Annotated in this window: 12 protein-coding genes; 3 read left to right on the top strand and 9 right to left on the bottom strand. The window is 73.1% G+C overall.

What is annotated here, in order from left to right:
- Positions 1 to 74: 74 nt before the first annotated feature.
- A complete protein-coding gene (truB, locus tag AC1DYZ_RS16200; protein ID WP_477066172.1) occupies positions 75 to 1,019 on the bottom strand; it encodes a tRNA pseudouridine(55) synthase TruB in 945 nt (314 codons plus the stop codon).
- Positions 1,016 to 1,609, bottom strand: a complete 594-nt coding sequence (locus AC1DYZ_RS16205) for a TetR/AcrR family transcriptional regulator (RefSeq protein ID WP_477066173.1) — start codon at positions 1,607 to 1,609, stop codon at positions 1,016 to 1,018. The genes truB and AC1DYZ_RS16205 overlap by 4 nt, the downstream gene beginning before the upstream one ends.
- Before the next feature lie 82 nt (positions 1,610 to 1,691).
- On the opposite strand from AC1DYZ_RS16205, the gene AC1DYZ_RS16210 reads away from it, so the two are divergent.
- Positions 1,692 to 3,131: an MFS transporter gene (locus AC1DYZ_RS16210; RefSeq protein ID WP_477066174.1), complete on the top strand. Its 1,440-nt coding sequence runs from the start codon at positions 1,692 to 1,694 to the stop codon at positions 3,129 to 3,131.
- A 52-nt stretch (positions 3,132 to 3,183) separates the two neighbouring features.
- Here the strand turns inward: AC1DYZ_RS16210 and rbfA are convergent, their stop codons facing one another.
- The 5 genes from rbfA to AC1DYZ_RS16235 all read right to left on the bottom strand — a co-directional run bounded on the left by rbfA (position 3,184) and on the right by AC1DYZ_RS16235 (position 8,763).
- Positions 3,184 to 3,621, bottom strand: coding sequence for a 30S ribosome-binding factor RbfA (gene rbfA / locus AC1DYZ_RS16215; RefSeq protein WP_477066175.1), 438 nt, complete (start codon positions 3,619 to 3,621; stop codon positions 3,184 to 3,186).
- An 83-nt stretch (positions 3,622 to 3,704) separates the two neighbouring features.
- On the bottom strand, positions 3,705 to 6,590 hold the full coding sequence (gene infB, locus AC1DYZ_RS16220) for a translation initiation factor IF-2 (RefSeq protein ID WP_477066176.1): 2,886 nt from the start codon (positions 6,588 to 6,590) through the stop codon (positions 3,705 to 3,707).
- 148 nt (positions 6,591 to 6,738) lie between these two features.
- Positions 6,739 to 7,035, bottom strand: a complete 297-nt coding sequence (locus AC1DYZ_RS16225; RefSeq protein ID WP_477066177.1) for a YlxR family protein — start codon at positions 7,033 to 7,035, stop codon at positions 6,739 to 6,741.
- 95 nt (positions 7,036 to 7,130) lie between these two features.
- Positions 7,131 to 8,183 carry a transcription termination factor NusA gene (nusA, locus tag AC1DYZ_RS16230; protein ID WP_477066178.1) on the bottom strand — a complete coding sequence of 351 codons (1,053 nt, stop codon included), beginning with the start codon at positions 8,181 to 8,183 and terminating at the stop codon, positions 7,131 to 7,133.
- Between the two features lies 1 nt (position 8,184).
- The gene (locus AC1DYZ_RS16235; RefSeq protein ID WP_477066179.1) at positions 8,185 to 8,763 is read right to left on the bottom strand and encodes a ribosome maturation factor RimP; all 579 of its coding nucleotides are present in this window, start codon (positions 8,761 to 8,763) and stop codon (positions 8,185 to 8,187) included.
- 129 nt (positions 8,764 to 8,892) lie between these two features.
- Between AC1DYZ_RS16235 and AC1DYZ_RS16240 the strand changes: the two genes are divergently transcribed.
- Entirely contained in the window at positions 8,893 to 9,924 is a 1,032-nt protein-coding gene (locus tag AC1DYZ_RS16240; RefSeq protein ID WP_477066180.1) for a DUF4439 domain-containing protein, read from the top strand.
- Positions 9,925 to 9,983: 59 nt separating this feature from the next.
- Here AC1DYZ_RS16240 and AC1DYZ_RS16245 read toward each other — a convergent pair whose 3' ends face one another.
- Complete coding sequence (locus AC1DYZ_RS16245) at positions 9,984 to 11,789, bottom strand: proline--tRNA ligase (protein ID WP_477066181.1); 1,806 nt, start codon at positions 11,787 to 11,789, stop codon at positions 9,984 to 9,986.
- 68 nt (positions 11,790 to 11,857) lie between these two features.
- Between AC1DYZ_RS16245 and AC1DYZ_RS16250 the strand changes: the two genes are divergently transcribed.
- The gene (locus AC1DYZ_RS16250; RefSeq protein WP_477066182.1) at positions 11,858 to 12,748 is read left to right on the top strand and encodes an Fpg/Nei family DNA glycosylase; all 891 of its coding nucleotides are present in this window, start codon (positions 11,858 to 11,860) and stop codon (positions 12,746 to 12,748) included.
- Positions 12,749 to 12,759: 11 nt separating this feature from the next.
- Here the strand turns inward: AC1DYZ_RS16250 and AC1DYZ_RS16255 are convergent, their stop codons facing one another.
- Entirely contained in the window at positions 12,760 to 14,907 is a 2,148-nt protein-coding gene (locus AC1DYZ_RS16255) for an MMPL family transporter (RefSeq protein ID WP_477066183.1), read from the bottom strand.
- Between the last annotated feature and the right edge of the window lie 29 nt (positions 14,908 to 14,936).

Here is a 14,936-nt window from a genome sequence, read left to right on the forward strand (position 1 = left end):
TCCGGCCCGGTCGTGGATCCGGGCTCGACCGACAAGACTGCCACCCCGGGCACCCCGCGCCCGCATCCGGGGTCTCAGGCTGGCGCGAACACCAGCGCCGGGCGGACCTTCCCGCCACGCTCCTCGAGCAGCGCGACCAGCTCCCCGTCCGAGCGGATGCCTGCGACGGTGGACCCCGCGCACTCCCCGACGACGCCGATCGACTGGCCGTAGGACAACGCGCGCGCCTCGTCATCGCTGAGCTCGCGCACCGGGAACGTCGCCCGCGCCGCGTCCGCGAGCGGCACGACGTCGATCGGCGCGTCCATCGGCAGCGCGCCGAGGTCGTCGAGCGACCGAGCGACATCCAGCCCGTACCCGCCCACCCGGGTGCGGCGCAGCGCCGTGAGGTGGCCGCCGACGCCGAGCCCGGCGCCGAGGTCGCGGGCCAGCGCGCGGACGTAGGTCCCCGACGAGACCACCACGGTGACATCGACGTCGAGCACCGGCGAACCGTCGTCGGTCAGCGCGGGCCGCACGTCGTGCACGTCGAACCGGCTCACCGTGACGGGCCGCGCGGCGAGCTCGACGTCCTCACCGGCCCGCACCCGGGCGTAGGCGCGCTGCCCGTCGACCTTGATCGCCGACACCGCGCTGGGCACCTGCTGGATCGCGCCGGTCAGCGCCGCGACCCCTGCCTCGACGTCCGCGCGGGTCAGCGCGGAGGCGTCCGTGACCGCGAGAGGCTCCCCCTCGGCGTCGTCGGTCGTCGTCGAGACCCCGAGCCGGATCGTCGCCGTGTACTCCTTGTCGGCCCCCACGATGTAGGTGAGCAGCCGCGTCGCGCGGCCGATACCGATGACCAGCACGCCGGTCGCCATGGGGTCCAGCGTCCCGGCGTGGCCCACCTTGCGGGTGCTCGCCAGGCGTCGCATGCGCGCCACGACGTCGTGGCTGGTCCAGTCGGCCGGCTTGTCGACGACGACCACGCCGTCTGCGGCCGTGGGCCGACGCTCCCCCGGCTGGTGCGGACGGTTCACGCGGTGCGCCGCTCGGCGATGCCGTCCTGCACGCACTGCACGAGGGCGTCCAGACCGGCGTCCTCGGCGCGGTGCGCGGGCGCGTCGACCGCGAGCAGCACGTTGATGAGCATCCCCTGCGCGACGAACACGCGGGCCTCGTTCTCGTCGGCGCCCGACCGCTCCTGGAACAGCCGGAAGGCCTCGCCGAGCGTGTGCCGCGCCACCCGCCCGACCTCCTCGTCGGCCCCGGCGATGAACCCGTGCATCGTCAGGCGCAGGAGAGCACGGTCGGCGAGCAGCCCGACGTACGCGTCGCCCATGAGCATCCCAGCCTCCGGACCTGCGGGAACGCTCGAGAGCGCCGCGATGATCTCGGCGCTCGCCTGCTTGTACGCCTCGAGGAACAGCTCGCGCTTGGTGCCGAAGAGGCGGACGACGTACGGCTGCGAGACACCCGCGGCACGGGCGACCTCGTCCGTGCTCGCCGCGTAGCCGCGCTCCGCGAACACCGTGCGGGCCGCGAGAAGGATCTCCTCACGCCGCTGCGCACCGGTCATGCGCCGAACCGGCTTCGTCGCCGGGAGCTCCGTGGTCTGGTCGAGAGACATGGTTGACATGTTATCAGTCGATGCCTACGGTCGTCCTTGTTAGTAATCAATCAATGCCAACAAGCACCGGCAGGGAGTCATCGTGACCATCACGACCCCGGCACCACCCCGGGCGGCCGCTCCGGGACCGCTGTCGACGCCACGTCGGCGCGGCACCGCGATCGCGCTGATCGCCGCGTCGCTGCCCATGTTCATGGCGACGCTCGACAACCTCGTCATGACCACCGCGCTCCCCGTCCTGCGCACCGAGCTCTCCGCGTCGCTCGAGCAGCTGCAGTGGATGGTCAACGCCTACACGCTGAGCTTCGCCACGCTGATGATCGCGGCGGCGACGATGGGTGACCGCTGGGGTCGGCGCCGGGTGTTCCTCGCCGGCATCACCCTGTTCGCCGTCGCCTCGATCGCCTCCGCCCTGTCCACGAGCGCCGAGATGCTCATCGCCGCCCGCGCGCTGCAGGGCGCCGGCGCCGCGGCGATCATGCCGCTGTCCCTCACGCTCCTCGCCGGTGCGGTCCCCGCGGCCCGCCGCGCGATGGCCATCGGGATCTGGGGCGGAGTGTCCGGCCTCGGGGTCGCCCTCGGACCGGTCATCGGCGGCGCCGTCGTCGACGGCATCTCGTGGGAGGCGATCTTCTGGATCAACGTCCCGGTCGCGCTCGTCGCCATCCCGCTCGTGCTCTGGGCGCTCCCCGAGTCGTACGGCCGACGCCAGCGCCTCGACCTCGCGGGCCTCGTGCTGGCCGGGTCCGGCATCCTCTCCCTGGTCTGGGCGATCATCCGCGGCAACGACGACGGCTGGGGATCCTCGACCGTGGTCGGGGGCCTCGTCCTCGGCGTGCTGCTCCTGGCCGCGTTCCTCTACCGGGAGTCGCGGACCGACCACCCGCTGGTGCCGCTGCGCCTGTTCCGGGTGCAGTCGTTCTCGGTGGCCAACGCCAGCGCGCTCGCGTTCTCGTTCGGCGTGTTCGGGCTCGTGTTCCTGCTCGCCCAGTACCTGCAGATCGGCATGGGCTACACGCCGCTGCAGGCCGGCATCCGCACGCTCCCGTGGACCGCCGCGCCCATGATCTTCGCGCCGATCGCCGGCATGCTGGCGCCCCGGATCGGGGTCCGCCCGCTGCTCACGGCGGGCCTCGCCCTGCAGGCCGCGGGTCTGGCGTGGCAGGGTCTCATCGTCACCTCGGACACGCTCACCTACGCCGACCTGGTGCCCGGCCTGGCGCTGGCCGGCATCGGCATGGGCCTCACGTTCGCGCCGAGCGCCACGGCCGTGCTGTTCGACATGGCGCCCGACGACCACGGCACCGCGAGCTCCGTGAACTCGACGATCCGGGAGATCGGCGGGGCGCTCGGCGTCGCCGCGCTGGTGGCCGTGTTCACGGCGTCGGACGGCACGCTGACCCCCGACGGCTACGTCGCCGGTCTGCAGCCGGCCGCGCTGGTCGCCGCCCTCGTCGTCGCCCTAGGTGCCCTCGTCGTCCTGATCTGGATGCCGCGCGACACCGGTCGCATCCAGGCCTGAACGCACGACGGCGCCCCCGGATCCTTCCGGGGGCGCCGTCGTGCGTCGAAGGTCAGTCCTCGGCGTCCTCGTCGTCCGCCTTCTTGTACGGGTCCGCGTCGCCGGCGAAGCTCGCCTGCGCGGCCAGCGCGGCGACCTCACGGTCGCGCCGAGCGGCCTCGAGCAGCGCCGCGTCGAGCTGGGCCGACGTGTCGGGCAGCGCGTCGAGGTGGAAGTCGAGCGAGGGCGTCAGCCGGATCCCCGTCTGCTTGCCCACCTCGGACCGGATGATGCCCTTCGCGCTCTCGAGCGCCGCGGCGGAGTCGGTGCGCGCGGCGTCGTCACCCAGCACCGTGTAGAAGACGTCGGCGTGCTGGAGGTCACCCGTGACGCGCACGTCGGTGACGGTGACGAACCCCAGGCGCGGGTCCTTGATCCGGGTGTCGAGCATCTGCGCGACGACCTGCTGGATGCGCTCGCTCAGCTTGCGGGCGCGGGCGGTGTCCGCCATCGGATCACTCCTTGTCTAGTTGTGAGACCGCAGGGCGGGCGAGGAGGAGTCCTCGCCCGCCCTGCGGGCGTTGATCACCGGGGTCAGGCGCGAGGCTTCTCGCGCATCTCCCAGGTCTCGATGGTGTCGCCGATCTCGACGTCGTTGAACGAGCCGAGGCCGATGCCGCACTCGAAGCCCTCGCGGACCTCGGTGGCGTCGTCCTTGAACCGCTTGAGCGACTCGATCGTCAGGTTGTCGCCGACGACCTTGCCGCCACGCGTGACGCGCGCCTTCGTGTTCCGTCGGATGAGGCCCGACCGGACGATCGACCCGGCGATGTTGCCGAACTTCGACGACCGGAAGACCTCGCGCACCTCGGCGGAACCGAGCTGCACCTCTTCGTACTCGGGCTTGAGCATGCCCTTGAGAGCAGCCTCGACGTCGTCGATCGCCTGGTAGATGACCGAGTAGAAGCGCACGTCGACGCCCTCGCGGTCCGCCAGCTCCTCGACGCGCTCCGCGTACTTGACGTTGAAGCCGATGATGATCGCCGAGTCGACGGTCGCCAGGTTGACGTCGTTCTGCGTGATGGCACCCACCCCGCGGTGGATGACGCGCAGGTCGACCTCGTCGCCGACGTCGATCTTGAGCAGCGCGTCCTCGAGCGCCTCGACGGCACCCGACACATCGCCCTTGAGGACCAGGTTGAGGGTCTCGACCTTGCCCTGCTGGAGCGCCTGCGTGAAGTCCTCGAGGCTGATGCGCTTGCGACGCTTGGCCAGGAGGGCGGCACGCTCGGCCGCCTCGCGCTTCTCGCCGATCTGACGTGCGGTGCGGTCGTCCGGGGCCACGATGAACGTGTCGCCGGCGCGGGGCACCGAGGTCAGGCCGAGCACCTGGACCGGACGCGACGGCCCGGCCACCGTGACCGGCTCGCCGTGCTCGTCGAACATCGCGCGGACGCGGCCGTAGGCCGTGCCGGCGACGATGGAGTCGCCCACCTCGAGCGTGCCCGACTGGACCAGGACGGTTGCCACGGCACCGCGTCCCTTGTCGAGGTTCGCCTCGATGGCGACGCCTCGCGCGTCCTTGTCGGCGTTCGCCCGCAGGTCGAGGGCAGCGTCCGCCGTGAGGAGGACCGCCTCGAGCAGCTGGTCGATGCCCGTGAGCGACTTCGCGGAGACGTCGACGAACATCGTGTCGCCGCCGTACTCCTCGGCCACCAGGTTGTACTCGGTGAGCTGCTGGCGGACCTTGGCGGGGTTGGCCCCCTCCTTGTCCACCTTGTTGACCGCGACCACGATCGGCACACCGGCCGCCTGGGCGTGGTTGAGCGCCTCGATGGTCTGGGGCATCACGCCGTCGTCCGCCGCGACCACGAGGATCGCGATGTCGGTCACCTGCGCACCACGGGCACGCATGGCGGTGAACGCCTCGTGGCCCGGGGTGTCGATGAACGTGACGGCACGGTCGATGCCCTCGTGCGTGGTGTGCACCTGGTAGGCACCGATGTGCTGCGTGATACCGCCGGCCTCGCCCGCGACGACGTCCGTCTGACGGATGGCGTCAAGGAGCTTGGTCTTTCCGTGGTCGACGTGACCCATGACGGTGACGACCGGGGGCCGCGCCGTCAGGTCGTCGTCGCTCTCGGCCTCGAGCTCGGCGTCCAGGTCGATGTCGAAGGCCCCGAGCAGCTCGCGGTCCTCCTCCTCGGCCGACACCATCTCGATGCGGTAGCCGAGCTCCTCGGCCAGCGTGCCGAACGTGTCCTCGTCCAGCGACTGGGTCGCCGTGGCCATCTCACCGAGGTGGAAGAGCACGGTGACCAGCGCGGCCGGGTTGGCGTCGATCTTGTCGGCGAAGTCGTTGAGCGACGAGCCGTGGCGCAGGCGGACGACGGTCTTGCCGTTGCCGCGAGGAACCTGCACGCCACCCAGCGAGGGGGCCTGCATCTGCTCGAACTCTTGACGCTTCGCACGCTTCGACTTGCGGCCACGGACGGGACGACCGCCCGCGCGACCGAAGGCACCCTGCGTGCTGCCGCGACCGGCACCACCGGGACGCCCGCCGCCGCCACCGGGACGACCGGCGAAACCGCCGCCGCCACCGGGAGCGCCACCGGGCGCACCGCCACCGGCACCGCCGGGACGACCGGCGTAGCCGCCGCGTGCGCCACCGGCACCGCCGGGGCCACCACGGCCACCGGGGCCGGCCGGACGCTCGCCGGGACGACCGACGCCGCTGGAGGTCTTGCCCGGCATCATGCCCGGGTTGGGGCGCGGACCACCGGGACGGGGACCGCCGGGACGGGGACCGCCCGGACGCTCGCCCGCCGAGGCGGCCGGAGCACCCTCGGCAGCGGGACGCCGGTCACGGTCGCCCGGACGCGGCATGCCCTGCGAGGGCGCGAAGGGGTTGTTGCCCGGACGCGGCGGACGGGGGCCACCGCCGCCGGGGCGMTCGCCCTGACGGGGCATGCCCTGGGACGGCGCGAACGGGTTGTTGCCCGGACGGGCGGCAGGCGCGGCCTGACGCGGGCCGGGACGGACGGCCGGAGCCGTCGCAGCAGCCGCCGGGGCGGCGGCAGGTGCCTGCGCGGCGGCCGGGGCCGGACGCGCGGGAGCCGGACGTGCCGGGGCGGGGGTTGCCGGAGCCGGAGCAGCGGGAGCTGCCGGTGCGGCGGGGGCCGCAGCAGCGGCGGGCGCGGGGCGGGGAGCCTCGACCGGCGCAGCGGATGCGGGTGCTGTGGGGGCAGCGGCGGCCGGGGCGGGCGCCGGGCGTGCCGGTGCCTTCGGGGCGGGTGCTGCTGCGGGGGCGGAACCTCCGCCACCGACCGGGTAGGTGTCCCGCAGCTTGCGGACGACCGGCGGTTCGATGGTCGAGGATGCCGAGCGAACGAACTCACCGAACTCGTTCAGCTTGGTCATGATGGTCTTGCTGTCGACCCCGAGCTCTTTGGCGAGCTCGTAGACGCGGACCTTGGCCACATCTCTCCTGTCTCGGTCCGCCCGGACAGGGTCGGACCGTCGTTAGTGCTGGGTACTCATCGCTGGGTACTCATCGGTGCGTGCTCATCGGGCAGCCATCGGCTTCCAACCCGCTTTCCGTATCGACGATCGGCCTCGCCGCCGGGAACTACCCGACGACGTCCTGCTCCTGCTGCTCGAGGTGGCGGTGGACCGCGCTCGCATCGGGCTGCCCTGCAACACGCAGGGCACGCCCGAACGCTCGCCGGCGTTCGGCCTTCTCGAGACATCCAGGATCGGGGTGCAGCCATGCCCCCCTGCCCGGCATCCGGCGACCGACGTCCACGACGAGTGCGGAAGCACTGTCCTTCGCGACGACCACCCTCAGCAGGGCCGACCTCGGGCCGGTGGCTCGGCACCCCACGCACGTGCGCACCGGACCCATGCCAGAGACATCCTTCTGCATCTGTGGGGTCCGCCGGCTCGACGGGAGGAGCCGGACATCCGGCCCAGCCGCGATCAGTCTACCGCGCCGAGCCCCCGACGGCGTCACACGTGAGGTCACTCACTGCCGTCCGCACCGTCACGCGCGCCCTGCGAGGCGGTCTCGGGCACCTCGGCGTCGGACCGGATGTCGATGCGCCAGCCGGTGAGCTTCGCCGCGAGGCGGGCGTTCTGGCCCTCCTTGCCGATCGCGAGCGAGAGCTGGTAGTCCGGCACGACCACCCGGGCGGCGCGCGCCTCGGCGTCGACCACGGTCACGGACAGCACGCGGGCGGGCGACAGGGCGTGCCCGATCATCTCCGCCGGGTCGTCCGAGTGGTCGACGATGTCGATCTTCTCGCCATGCAGCTCCGCCATGACGGCGCGGACGCGGCCGCCCATCGGGCCGATGCAGGCGCCCTTGGCGTTCACGCCCGGGACGGTCGCGCGGACGGCCATCTTGGTGCGGTGGCCCGCCTCGCGCGCCATCGCGGTGATCTCGACGGTGCCGTCGGCCACCTCGGGCACCTCGAGCGCGAACAGCTTGCGCACCAGGTTCGGGTGCGTGCGCGACAGGGTCACCTGGGGTCCGCGCTGGCCGCGGGCCACCTCGAGGACGTAGCCGCGGATACGGTCGCCGTGCACGTACTCCTCGCCCGGCACCTGCTCGTGCGCGGGCAGGACGGCCTCGGTCCCGCCGACGTCGATGAGCACCGTGCGCGGGTCGCGGCCCTGCTGGATGACACCGCCGAGGACCTCGCCCTCCTTGCCGCGGAACGCACCGAGCACCTGGTCGTCCTCGGCGTCCCGCAGGCGCTGGACGATGACCTGGCGGGCGGTGGCCGTCGCGATGCGACCGAACCCGTCGGGGGTGTCGTCGTACTCGGGACCGTCAGGACCCGGCGGCGGCAAGATCCCCTCGTCGTCCGGCTCGCCGACCGGCGCGGCCTCGCGCGCCCACACGGTCACGTGCCCGGTCTTGCGGTCGACCTCCACCCGCGCGCGGGTCTGGGCGCCCGGCGTGCGGTGGTAGGCGGACAGCAACGCCTGCTCGATCGCGGAGACCAGCACGTCGAGGCTGATCTCCCGCTCACGCTCGAGCAGCCGCAGCGTGCTCATGTCGATGTCCATCTCAGCTCTCCTGTCCGGCGTCGTGGCCGGCGCTCTCGTCTTGGTCCACGTCCACAGGGCCGATGCCCGACAGGTCCACCTCGACGTGCGACTCGCGCACCTCGGTCAGGAGCACTCGGACCGGGTCGCCGACCACCGGCTTGCGGCCCTTGCGGCCCGGCGTCACCGGCACGACGACGATCACGTCGCCCTCCGCCTGGTCGGCACGGTCGACCTCGGTCAGCCGGCCCGCCAGCTTGGCGCCGTCCGACAGCGTGACCGTGACCATGCGTCCCACGGCGCGCGTGTAGTGCCGGCGCTCCGTCAGCGGGCGGTAGACGCCCGGGCTCATGACGTCGAGCGTGTACTCGCCGACGATCACGTCGGCCGCGTCGAGCGCGTCGGAGACCGCGCGGGTCGCCTCGGCCACCCGGTCGAGGTCCAGCTCGCCCTCGTCGTCCTCGGTCACGTCGACGACCACCTCGACGACGGAACGCGTCCCGGACTTGCGCACGGTGACGTCCTCGAGCACGAGACCCCCGGCCACGACGGCAGGCTCCACGACGTGGCGGACCCGCTCTGCGTGTGCTGGCGCGACCATGTCAGCCTCCTGTCGGTCCAGCGGGTCGTCGGCGAGCGACGTTGCGACCCTGTGATGTTGTGGGTCCAGAGTAACGAGTCCGCGCGTGCCCGACGGCCGCGCGCCGGTGGCGTGGCAGGATCACCGGCGATGAGCGCGCGACCCGACCCTGCCAGCCCGCGGGATCTCGCGCGCCCGCTGGTCCGCGCGCTCGCCGCGGCCGTGATGGTTCTCACGCTCGCGGCCTGCGGTCTGCGGGCCGAGACACCCCCTCCGACCGAGCCCAGCCCCGATGCCGTCGAGCAGGTCCGCGCCCGCACGGTCGCCGACTCGCTCGCCCTCGCGCAGGCCGCGGCGGCGGCCGCCCTGCTGCCCGACGGCGCGGCGGAGCCGGTCGCGCCCGTCCTCGCCGACGTGTCCGCGTTCTCGGAGCAGCACGCCGACCAGCTGGGCGGCGTCTACGTCTCGGGCCTCCCGGCACCCACCGGCTCCCCCACCAGCTCACCCACGACGGCGGCCGCCACCGTCGGCGACGTCCTGGTGGAGCTCGCGACCGCGACCCGCACCGCCCTGACCGATGCCGACGCCGTCCCGGACGGACCGCTCGCGCGGCTCGTCGCCTCGATCGCCACCTCCCGGGGCGAGCTGGCGACCCGCCTGGCGCGCGCCGCCGGCGCGGAGGTGCCGTCGCTGGTCCCCGACGAAGCGCCACCGGTCGACCCGACGCCCAGCCCGAGCGCCAGCGTCGACGGCCTGGGCACGGACGAGCTGGCGACGCTCGCGCTCGTGCACGACCAGGCCGGCTACGGGTTCGAGGTGATCGCCGCCAAGCTCTCCGGCGACCAGCGCAGCGCCGCCTCCGCAGCCGCCGCGACGCACCGCGCGCGCAGCGAGGCCTGGGCGGGCGCCGCCGGCATCGACGGGTCCGCGCAGGACCCCCGGCGGGCCTCCTACACACTCCCCTCGGGGCTCGACGACCCGGCCGTCGCGACGACCCTGGCCCGCACGCTCGAGACCTCGGTCGCCGACGCCTATGCGAATGCGGTCGGCGAGGCTCCCCCGGGGACCCGGGCAACGCTCATCGACGGCCTGCGCGCCGCGACCGACGCGGCCGCCGCCTGGGGGGCGACCCCGGTCCCGTTCCCGGGCCTCCCGGAGCGCGCCCAGCAGCCCACCGGCTGACGACAACGTCCGAGCAGATGCGGGCCAGGGCCTGCCTCTGCTCGGACGTTGCGTGCTGTTCAGGCGGTCAGCAGCTCCGTGACCAGCGCGGAGACCCGGTCCGCCGCCTCGGCGACCGGGACCTGCTCCGTGGTGCCGCCGACGCGCGGACGCACCTCGACGAGACCCTCGGCCAGACCGCGGCCGACGACGACCACCAGCGGGACGCCCAGGAGCTCCGCGTCCGCGAACTTCACGCCGGGCGAGACCTTGCCGGGACGGTCGTCGTAGAGCACCTCGACACCGCGGCCCGACAGCTCGGTGGCCAGCGCCTCGGCCGCCTCGAACACGGCCGGGTCCTTGCCGGTGGCCACGACGTGCACGTGCGCAGGGGCGACGTGCGCCGGCCAGGCCAACCCGCGCTCGTCGTTGTTGGCCTCCGCCAGGGCGGCGAGCACGCGCGTCACGCCGATGCCGTAGGAGCCCATGGTGACCACCTGCGCCTTGCCGTTCTGGTCCAGCACCGTCAGGCCGAGGGCCTGGGCGTACTTGCGGCCGAGCGCGAAGATGTGGCCGATCTCGATGCCGCGCGCGAGCTCGAGCGGACCGGAGCCGTCGGGCGCCGGGTCGCCGGCGCGCACCTCGGCGGCCTCGACCGTGCCGTCGGCGGTGAAGTCGCGGCCGGCGACGAGGTCGAACACGTGCTTGCCGTGCTCGTTCGCCCCGGTGATCCACCGCGTCCCGTCGACGACCCGGGGATCGAGCAGGTAGCGGATGGCCGTGCGCTCTGTGTCTTTGGTGCCTTCGGCACCTGGGACGTTCGGGCCGAGCACCTCGGGTCCGAGGTAGCCACGGACCAGCTCCGGGTGCGGGGCGAAGTCGGCGTCGCCGGCGGCCTCGACCTCGGCCGGCGCGACAGCCGCCTCGAGGCGCTTGAGGTCGACCTCACGGTCGCCGGGCAGGCCGACGACGAGCAGCTCACGCTCGCCGCTCGGGTGCACGAGCGCCAGCACCACGTTCTTCAGCGTGTCCGCCGCAGTCCACGCGCGGTCGGGCCGGGCGAAGCGCTCGTTCGCGACCGCGACGAGCGTGTCGATGGTCGGCGTGTCGGGGGTGTCCTCGACGTGGGCCGCCGGGGCGTCGTCGAACGGCACCGCCTCGGGGACGACCGTGGTGACGGCCTCGACGTTCGCCGCGTAGCCGCCCGGCGAGCGCACGAAGGTGTCCTCACCGATCGCGGTCGGCGTGAGGAACTCCTCCGAGCGGGAGCCGCCCATCGCCCCCGACGTAGCCGCGACGATGACGTACTCGAGGCCGAGGCGGTCGAAGATGCGCTGGTAGGCGTCGCGCTGCCGCTGGTAGGAGGCCTCCAGGCCCGCGTCGTCGACGTCGAACGAGTAGGCGTCCTTCATGATGAACTCGCGGCCGCGGATGAGCCCGGCGCGCGGCCGGGCCTCGTCGCGGTACTTGGTCTGGATCTGGAAGAGCGTCAGCGGCAGGTCCTTGTACGACGAGTACAGGTCCTTGACCAGGAGCGTGAACATCTCCTCGTGCGTCGGCGCGAGCAGGTAGTCACCGCCCTTGCGGTCCTTCAGCCGGAAGATGTTCGGCCCGTACTCCGACCAGCGACCCGTCGCCTCGTACGGCTCCTTGGGCAGCAGCGCCGGGAAGTGCACCTCCTGGGCCCCGGCCGCGGTCATCTCCTCGCGGACGACCTCTTCCACCTTGGCCAGCACCCGCAGGCCCAGCGGCAGCCAGGTGTAGATGCCGGGGGCCGCGCGGCGGATGTAGCCCGCGCGCACGAGCAGCCGGTGGCTGGCGACCTCGGCGTCGACCGGGTCCTCGCGCAGGGTGCGGAAGAAGAGCTGGGAGAGGCGGATGAGCATAGGGAGGAGCGTAGTTGTCCMCGCCCGGTAGCTCGCACGGGATTGCCTCGTAGGACACGATGGGGACCGTGCCGGAGCTGCCCGAGGTCGAGGCGCTCGCGCAGTTCCTGCGCGGGCGGATGGCCGACCACGCCGTGACCGAGGTGTCGGTCGGGGCGATCAGCGCGCTGAAGACGTTCCGGCCGCCGCCCGACGCGCTCGTCGGCGGCACCGTCGTGGACGCCCAGCGGCACGGCAAGTGGCTGGACCTCATGGTCGCGACCCCGACGGGCGAGCCCCTGCACCTGGTCTGGCACCTCTCGCGCGCCGGTTGGGTGCGCTGGTCCGAGCAGCTGTCCACCAACCCGGTGCGGCCCGGGAAGTCGCCGCTGGCGCTGCGGGTCCGCCTCGACGACGGCTCGGGCTTCGACCTCACCGAGGCGGGGACGCGCAAGCGGCTCGCGGTGCACGTCGTCGAGGACCCGTCCGACGTGCCGCAGATCGCGACGCTCGGCGTCGAGCCGCTCTCCGACGAGTTCACCGAGGACCGGCTCGCCGAGCTGCTCGCCGCGCGCAACCAGCAGGTCAAGGGCCTGCTGCGCGACCAAGGGACGATCGCCGGCATCGGCAACGCCTACTCGGACGAGATCCTGCTCGCGGCGCGGATGAGCCCGTTCGCCATGACGAAGTCGTTCGATGCGGACCGCACCCGCACGCTCTGGGAGGCCATCCGCGAGGTCCTCACCGGTGCCGTGGAGTCGGCCTCCGGCAAGCCCGCCACCGAGCTCAAGGACGCCAAGCGGCGCGGCATGAAGGTGCACGGCCGCACGGGCGAGCTGTGCCCCGGGTGGAACGACGTGCCGTGCGGCGACACGGTCCACGAGGTGTCGTTCGCCGACTCGTCGCTGCAGTACTGCCCGACGTGCCAGACGGGCGGCAAGCCCCTGGCGGACCGCCGGATGTCCCGGCTGCTGCGCTGACGGCCCGACCCTCACACGCTCGCGAGCACCCGGTCGGGCTCGTCCGCGGGTGCCGTCGACCGGTCGCCAGGCCACCACAGGTGGCGGCGTGCGAGCATCATCGTCGCGGGCAGCACCACGACCCGGACCAGCGTCGCGTCCAGCAGGATCCCGACCGCGAGCCCGACGCCCAGCTGCCTGAGGTCGACGTAGCTCTGCACCGCGAAGATCGAGAACACCCCGATCATCACGAGCGCGGCGCTGGTGACGGTCCCGGCGGTGCGGCTCACCCCGTCGAGGATGGCGTCCCGCGTCGACATCCCGGACATCGCGTTCTCGCGGACCCGGCTCACGACAAACACGTGGTAGTCGATCGAGAGGCCGCTGAGGATCACGAACACCAGCATCGGGATGTAGGCGACCACGTGCCGTGAGGTCGGGTCCGCCCACGGGCCCTGGAACGCCGCGGTCAGGATGCCGAACGTGGCGCCCATCGAGAGCACGTTCAGCAGCACGGTCAGGCCGGCCACCGCCAGCGAGCGGAACGCGACGAGCATCACCGTGAACGTCAGGGCGAGGACGACGAGCAGCACGATCGGCGTCGCGCGCTCCAGGTTCGAGGTGAAGTCGACGTCACTCGCCGTGTCACCCCCCACGCCCACGTCGGCGCCGTCGATCGAGCCCAGCGTCGCAGGGACCAGCGAGTCGCGGAGCGTGTCGACCGCGCCCGGCCCGGAGTCGGTGGTGGCGAAGGCCACGGGCAGGACCACGGTGCGACCGTCCGTCGAGAACCACGGTGCATCGCCACCGGCAGCGAACGCCTCGGGCCGATCCGTGACCGCGTTCTCCAGCGCCTCGACCTGGGTGGCGAGCTCGCCCTCCTCGCCCACCGGGACCGTGGCCACGACGACACCGGCCGGCGTGCTCTGCGGGAACTCGGCGACCAGGCGGTCGTACCCCTGCATGGTGGACAGCTCCCGCGGGAAGTCGGCGACGCCCGAGTTGTGCAGCGAGATCCCCAGCAACGGCGCGGCCAGCGCGAGGAGCAACCCGACCGACGCGGTCGTCGCGACGGCGGGGTGCGCCAGCACGGGGCGCAGGACCGCCGGCACGACGCGGGGCTGCCGCGCGGCGCCGCCCAGCCGCCACAGCACCGGCACCCGCGGCCGGTCGACCCACCGTCCGACGACGGCGAGCAGCGCGGGCAGCACGGTCAGCGACGAGACCAGCGAGACCAGGACCACGAGGATCGCGCCGGTGGCGATCGCGGAGAACACGGGGTTGCCCGCGACGTACAGCCCGCCGACCGCGACCATGACCGCGACGCCGGACACCAGCACGGAGTGCCCGGCGGTACGGGCTGCAATCCGGACCGCGTCGACCTCGCCCTGGCCGCTGCGGCGCTCCTCGCGGAACCGGCGCAGGTAGAACAGCGAGTAGTCGACCCCGACGGCCAGCCCCATCAGGACGAGCACGTCCGGCACCATGCCGGGATCGGGGATGAGCTGCGACGCCACCGCCCACAGGCCCAGGCCGGATGCGACCGAGCACAGCGCAAGGACCAGCGGGATGCCGGCCATGACGATCGCGCCGAAGACCACCAGCAGGATCACCAGCGTGACGGGCACGCTGAGCACCGTCGCACCGCCCAGGCTCTGCCCGAGCCACTCCTGGAACTGCGCATCGATCGACGCCGGTCCGACCTCCTCGACCCGCAGGCCGGGGTGGGCCGCCTGGACCTCGGCGACGACGGCCTGCAGAGCGGGGACGCGCGCGTCGGCCGTGTCCGGGTCGCCGGACATCGTCGCGCGGACCAGGACGGCGGAACCGTCGTCGGACGCGATGGGGCCCTGGACGGCGGACACCTCGGCCAGTGCGCCGAGCCCGGCCGAGAGCTCGGCCGCCGCAGCGCCGGCGTCGGTCGCGTCCAGGGTGCCCGAGCGGGCCGTGAGCAGCGCGTTCTCGACGAGGGGGTCGACGTGCCCGGCATCGGCGGCGATGCGTGCCGCTACCCCCGACTCGCCGACGCCCAGCTCGAGGGGGGTCGCAGCGTGCGTCGGCGTCAGCACGCTGAACGCCGCCGTCAGCGCGACCACCGCCAGCCAGAGGCCGATCGCGGTCCACCGGTGCGTCGCGCTCCAGGTCGCGATTCGGGTCAGCGGGCCGTCATGAGTCGTCATGCGTCCATCGTTGAAGACGCGGCGGCCCA

This window comes from Cellulomonas sp. P1_C4, from assembly GCF_056406355.1.

Bases quoted from the DNA above. Each gene is read 5' to 3' on its own strand.
- AC1DYZ_RS16205 (WP_477066173.1), bottom strand. From the start codon at position 1,609: ATGTCTCTCGACCAGACCACGGAGCTCCCGGCGACGAAGCCGGTTCGG.
- rbfA (WP_477066175.1), bottom strand. From the start codon at position 3,621: ATGGCGGACACCGCCCGCGCCCGCAAGCTGAGCGAGCGCATCCAGCAG.
- AC1DYZ_RS16225 (WP_477066177.1), bottom strand. From the start codon at position 7,035: ATGCAGAAGGATGTCTCTGGCATGGGTCCGGTGCGCACGTGCGTGGGG.
- nusA (WP_477066178.1), bottom strand. From the start codon at position 8,183: ATGGACATCGACATGAGCACGCTGCGGCTGCTCGAGCGTGAGCGGGAG.
- AC1DYZ_RS16235 (WP_477066179.1), bottom strand. From the start codon at position 8,763: ATGGTCGCGCCAGCACACGCAGAGCGGGTCCGCCACGTCGTGGAGCCT.
- AC1DYZ_RS16240 (WP_477066180.1), top strand. From the start codon at position 8,893: ATGAGCGCGCGACCCGACCCTGCCAGCCCGCGGGATCTCGCGCGCCCG.
- AC1DYZ_RS16245 (WP_477066181.1), bottom strand. From the start codon at position 11,789: ATGCTCATCCGCCTCTCCCAGCTCTTCTTCCGCACCCTGCGCGAGGAC.
- AC1DYZ_RS16255 (WP_477066183.1), bottom strand. From the start codon at position 14,907: ATGACGACTCATGACGGCCCGCTGACCCGAATCGCGACCTGGAGCGCG.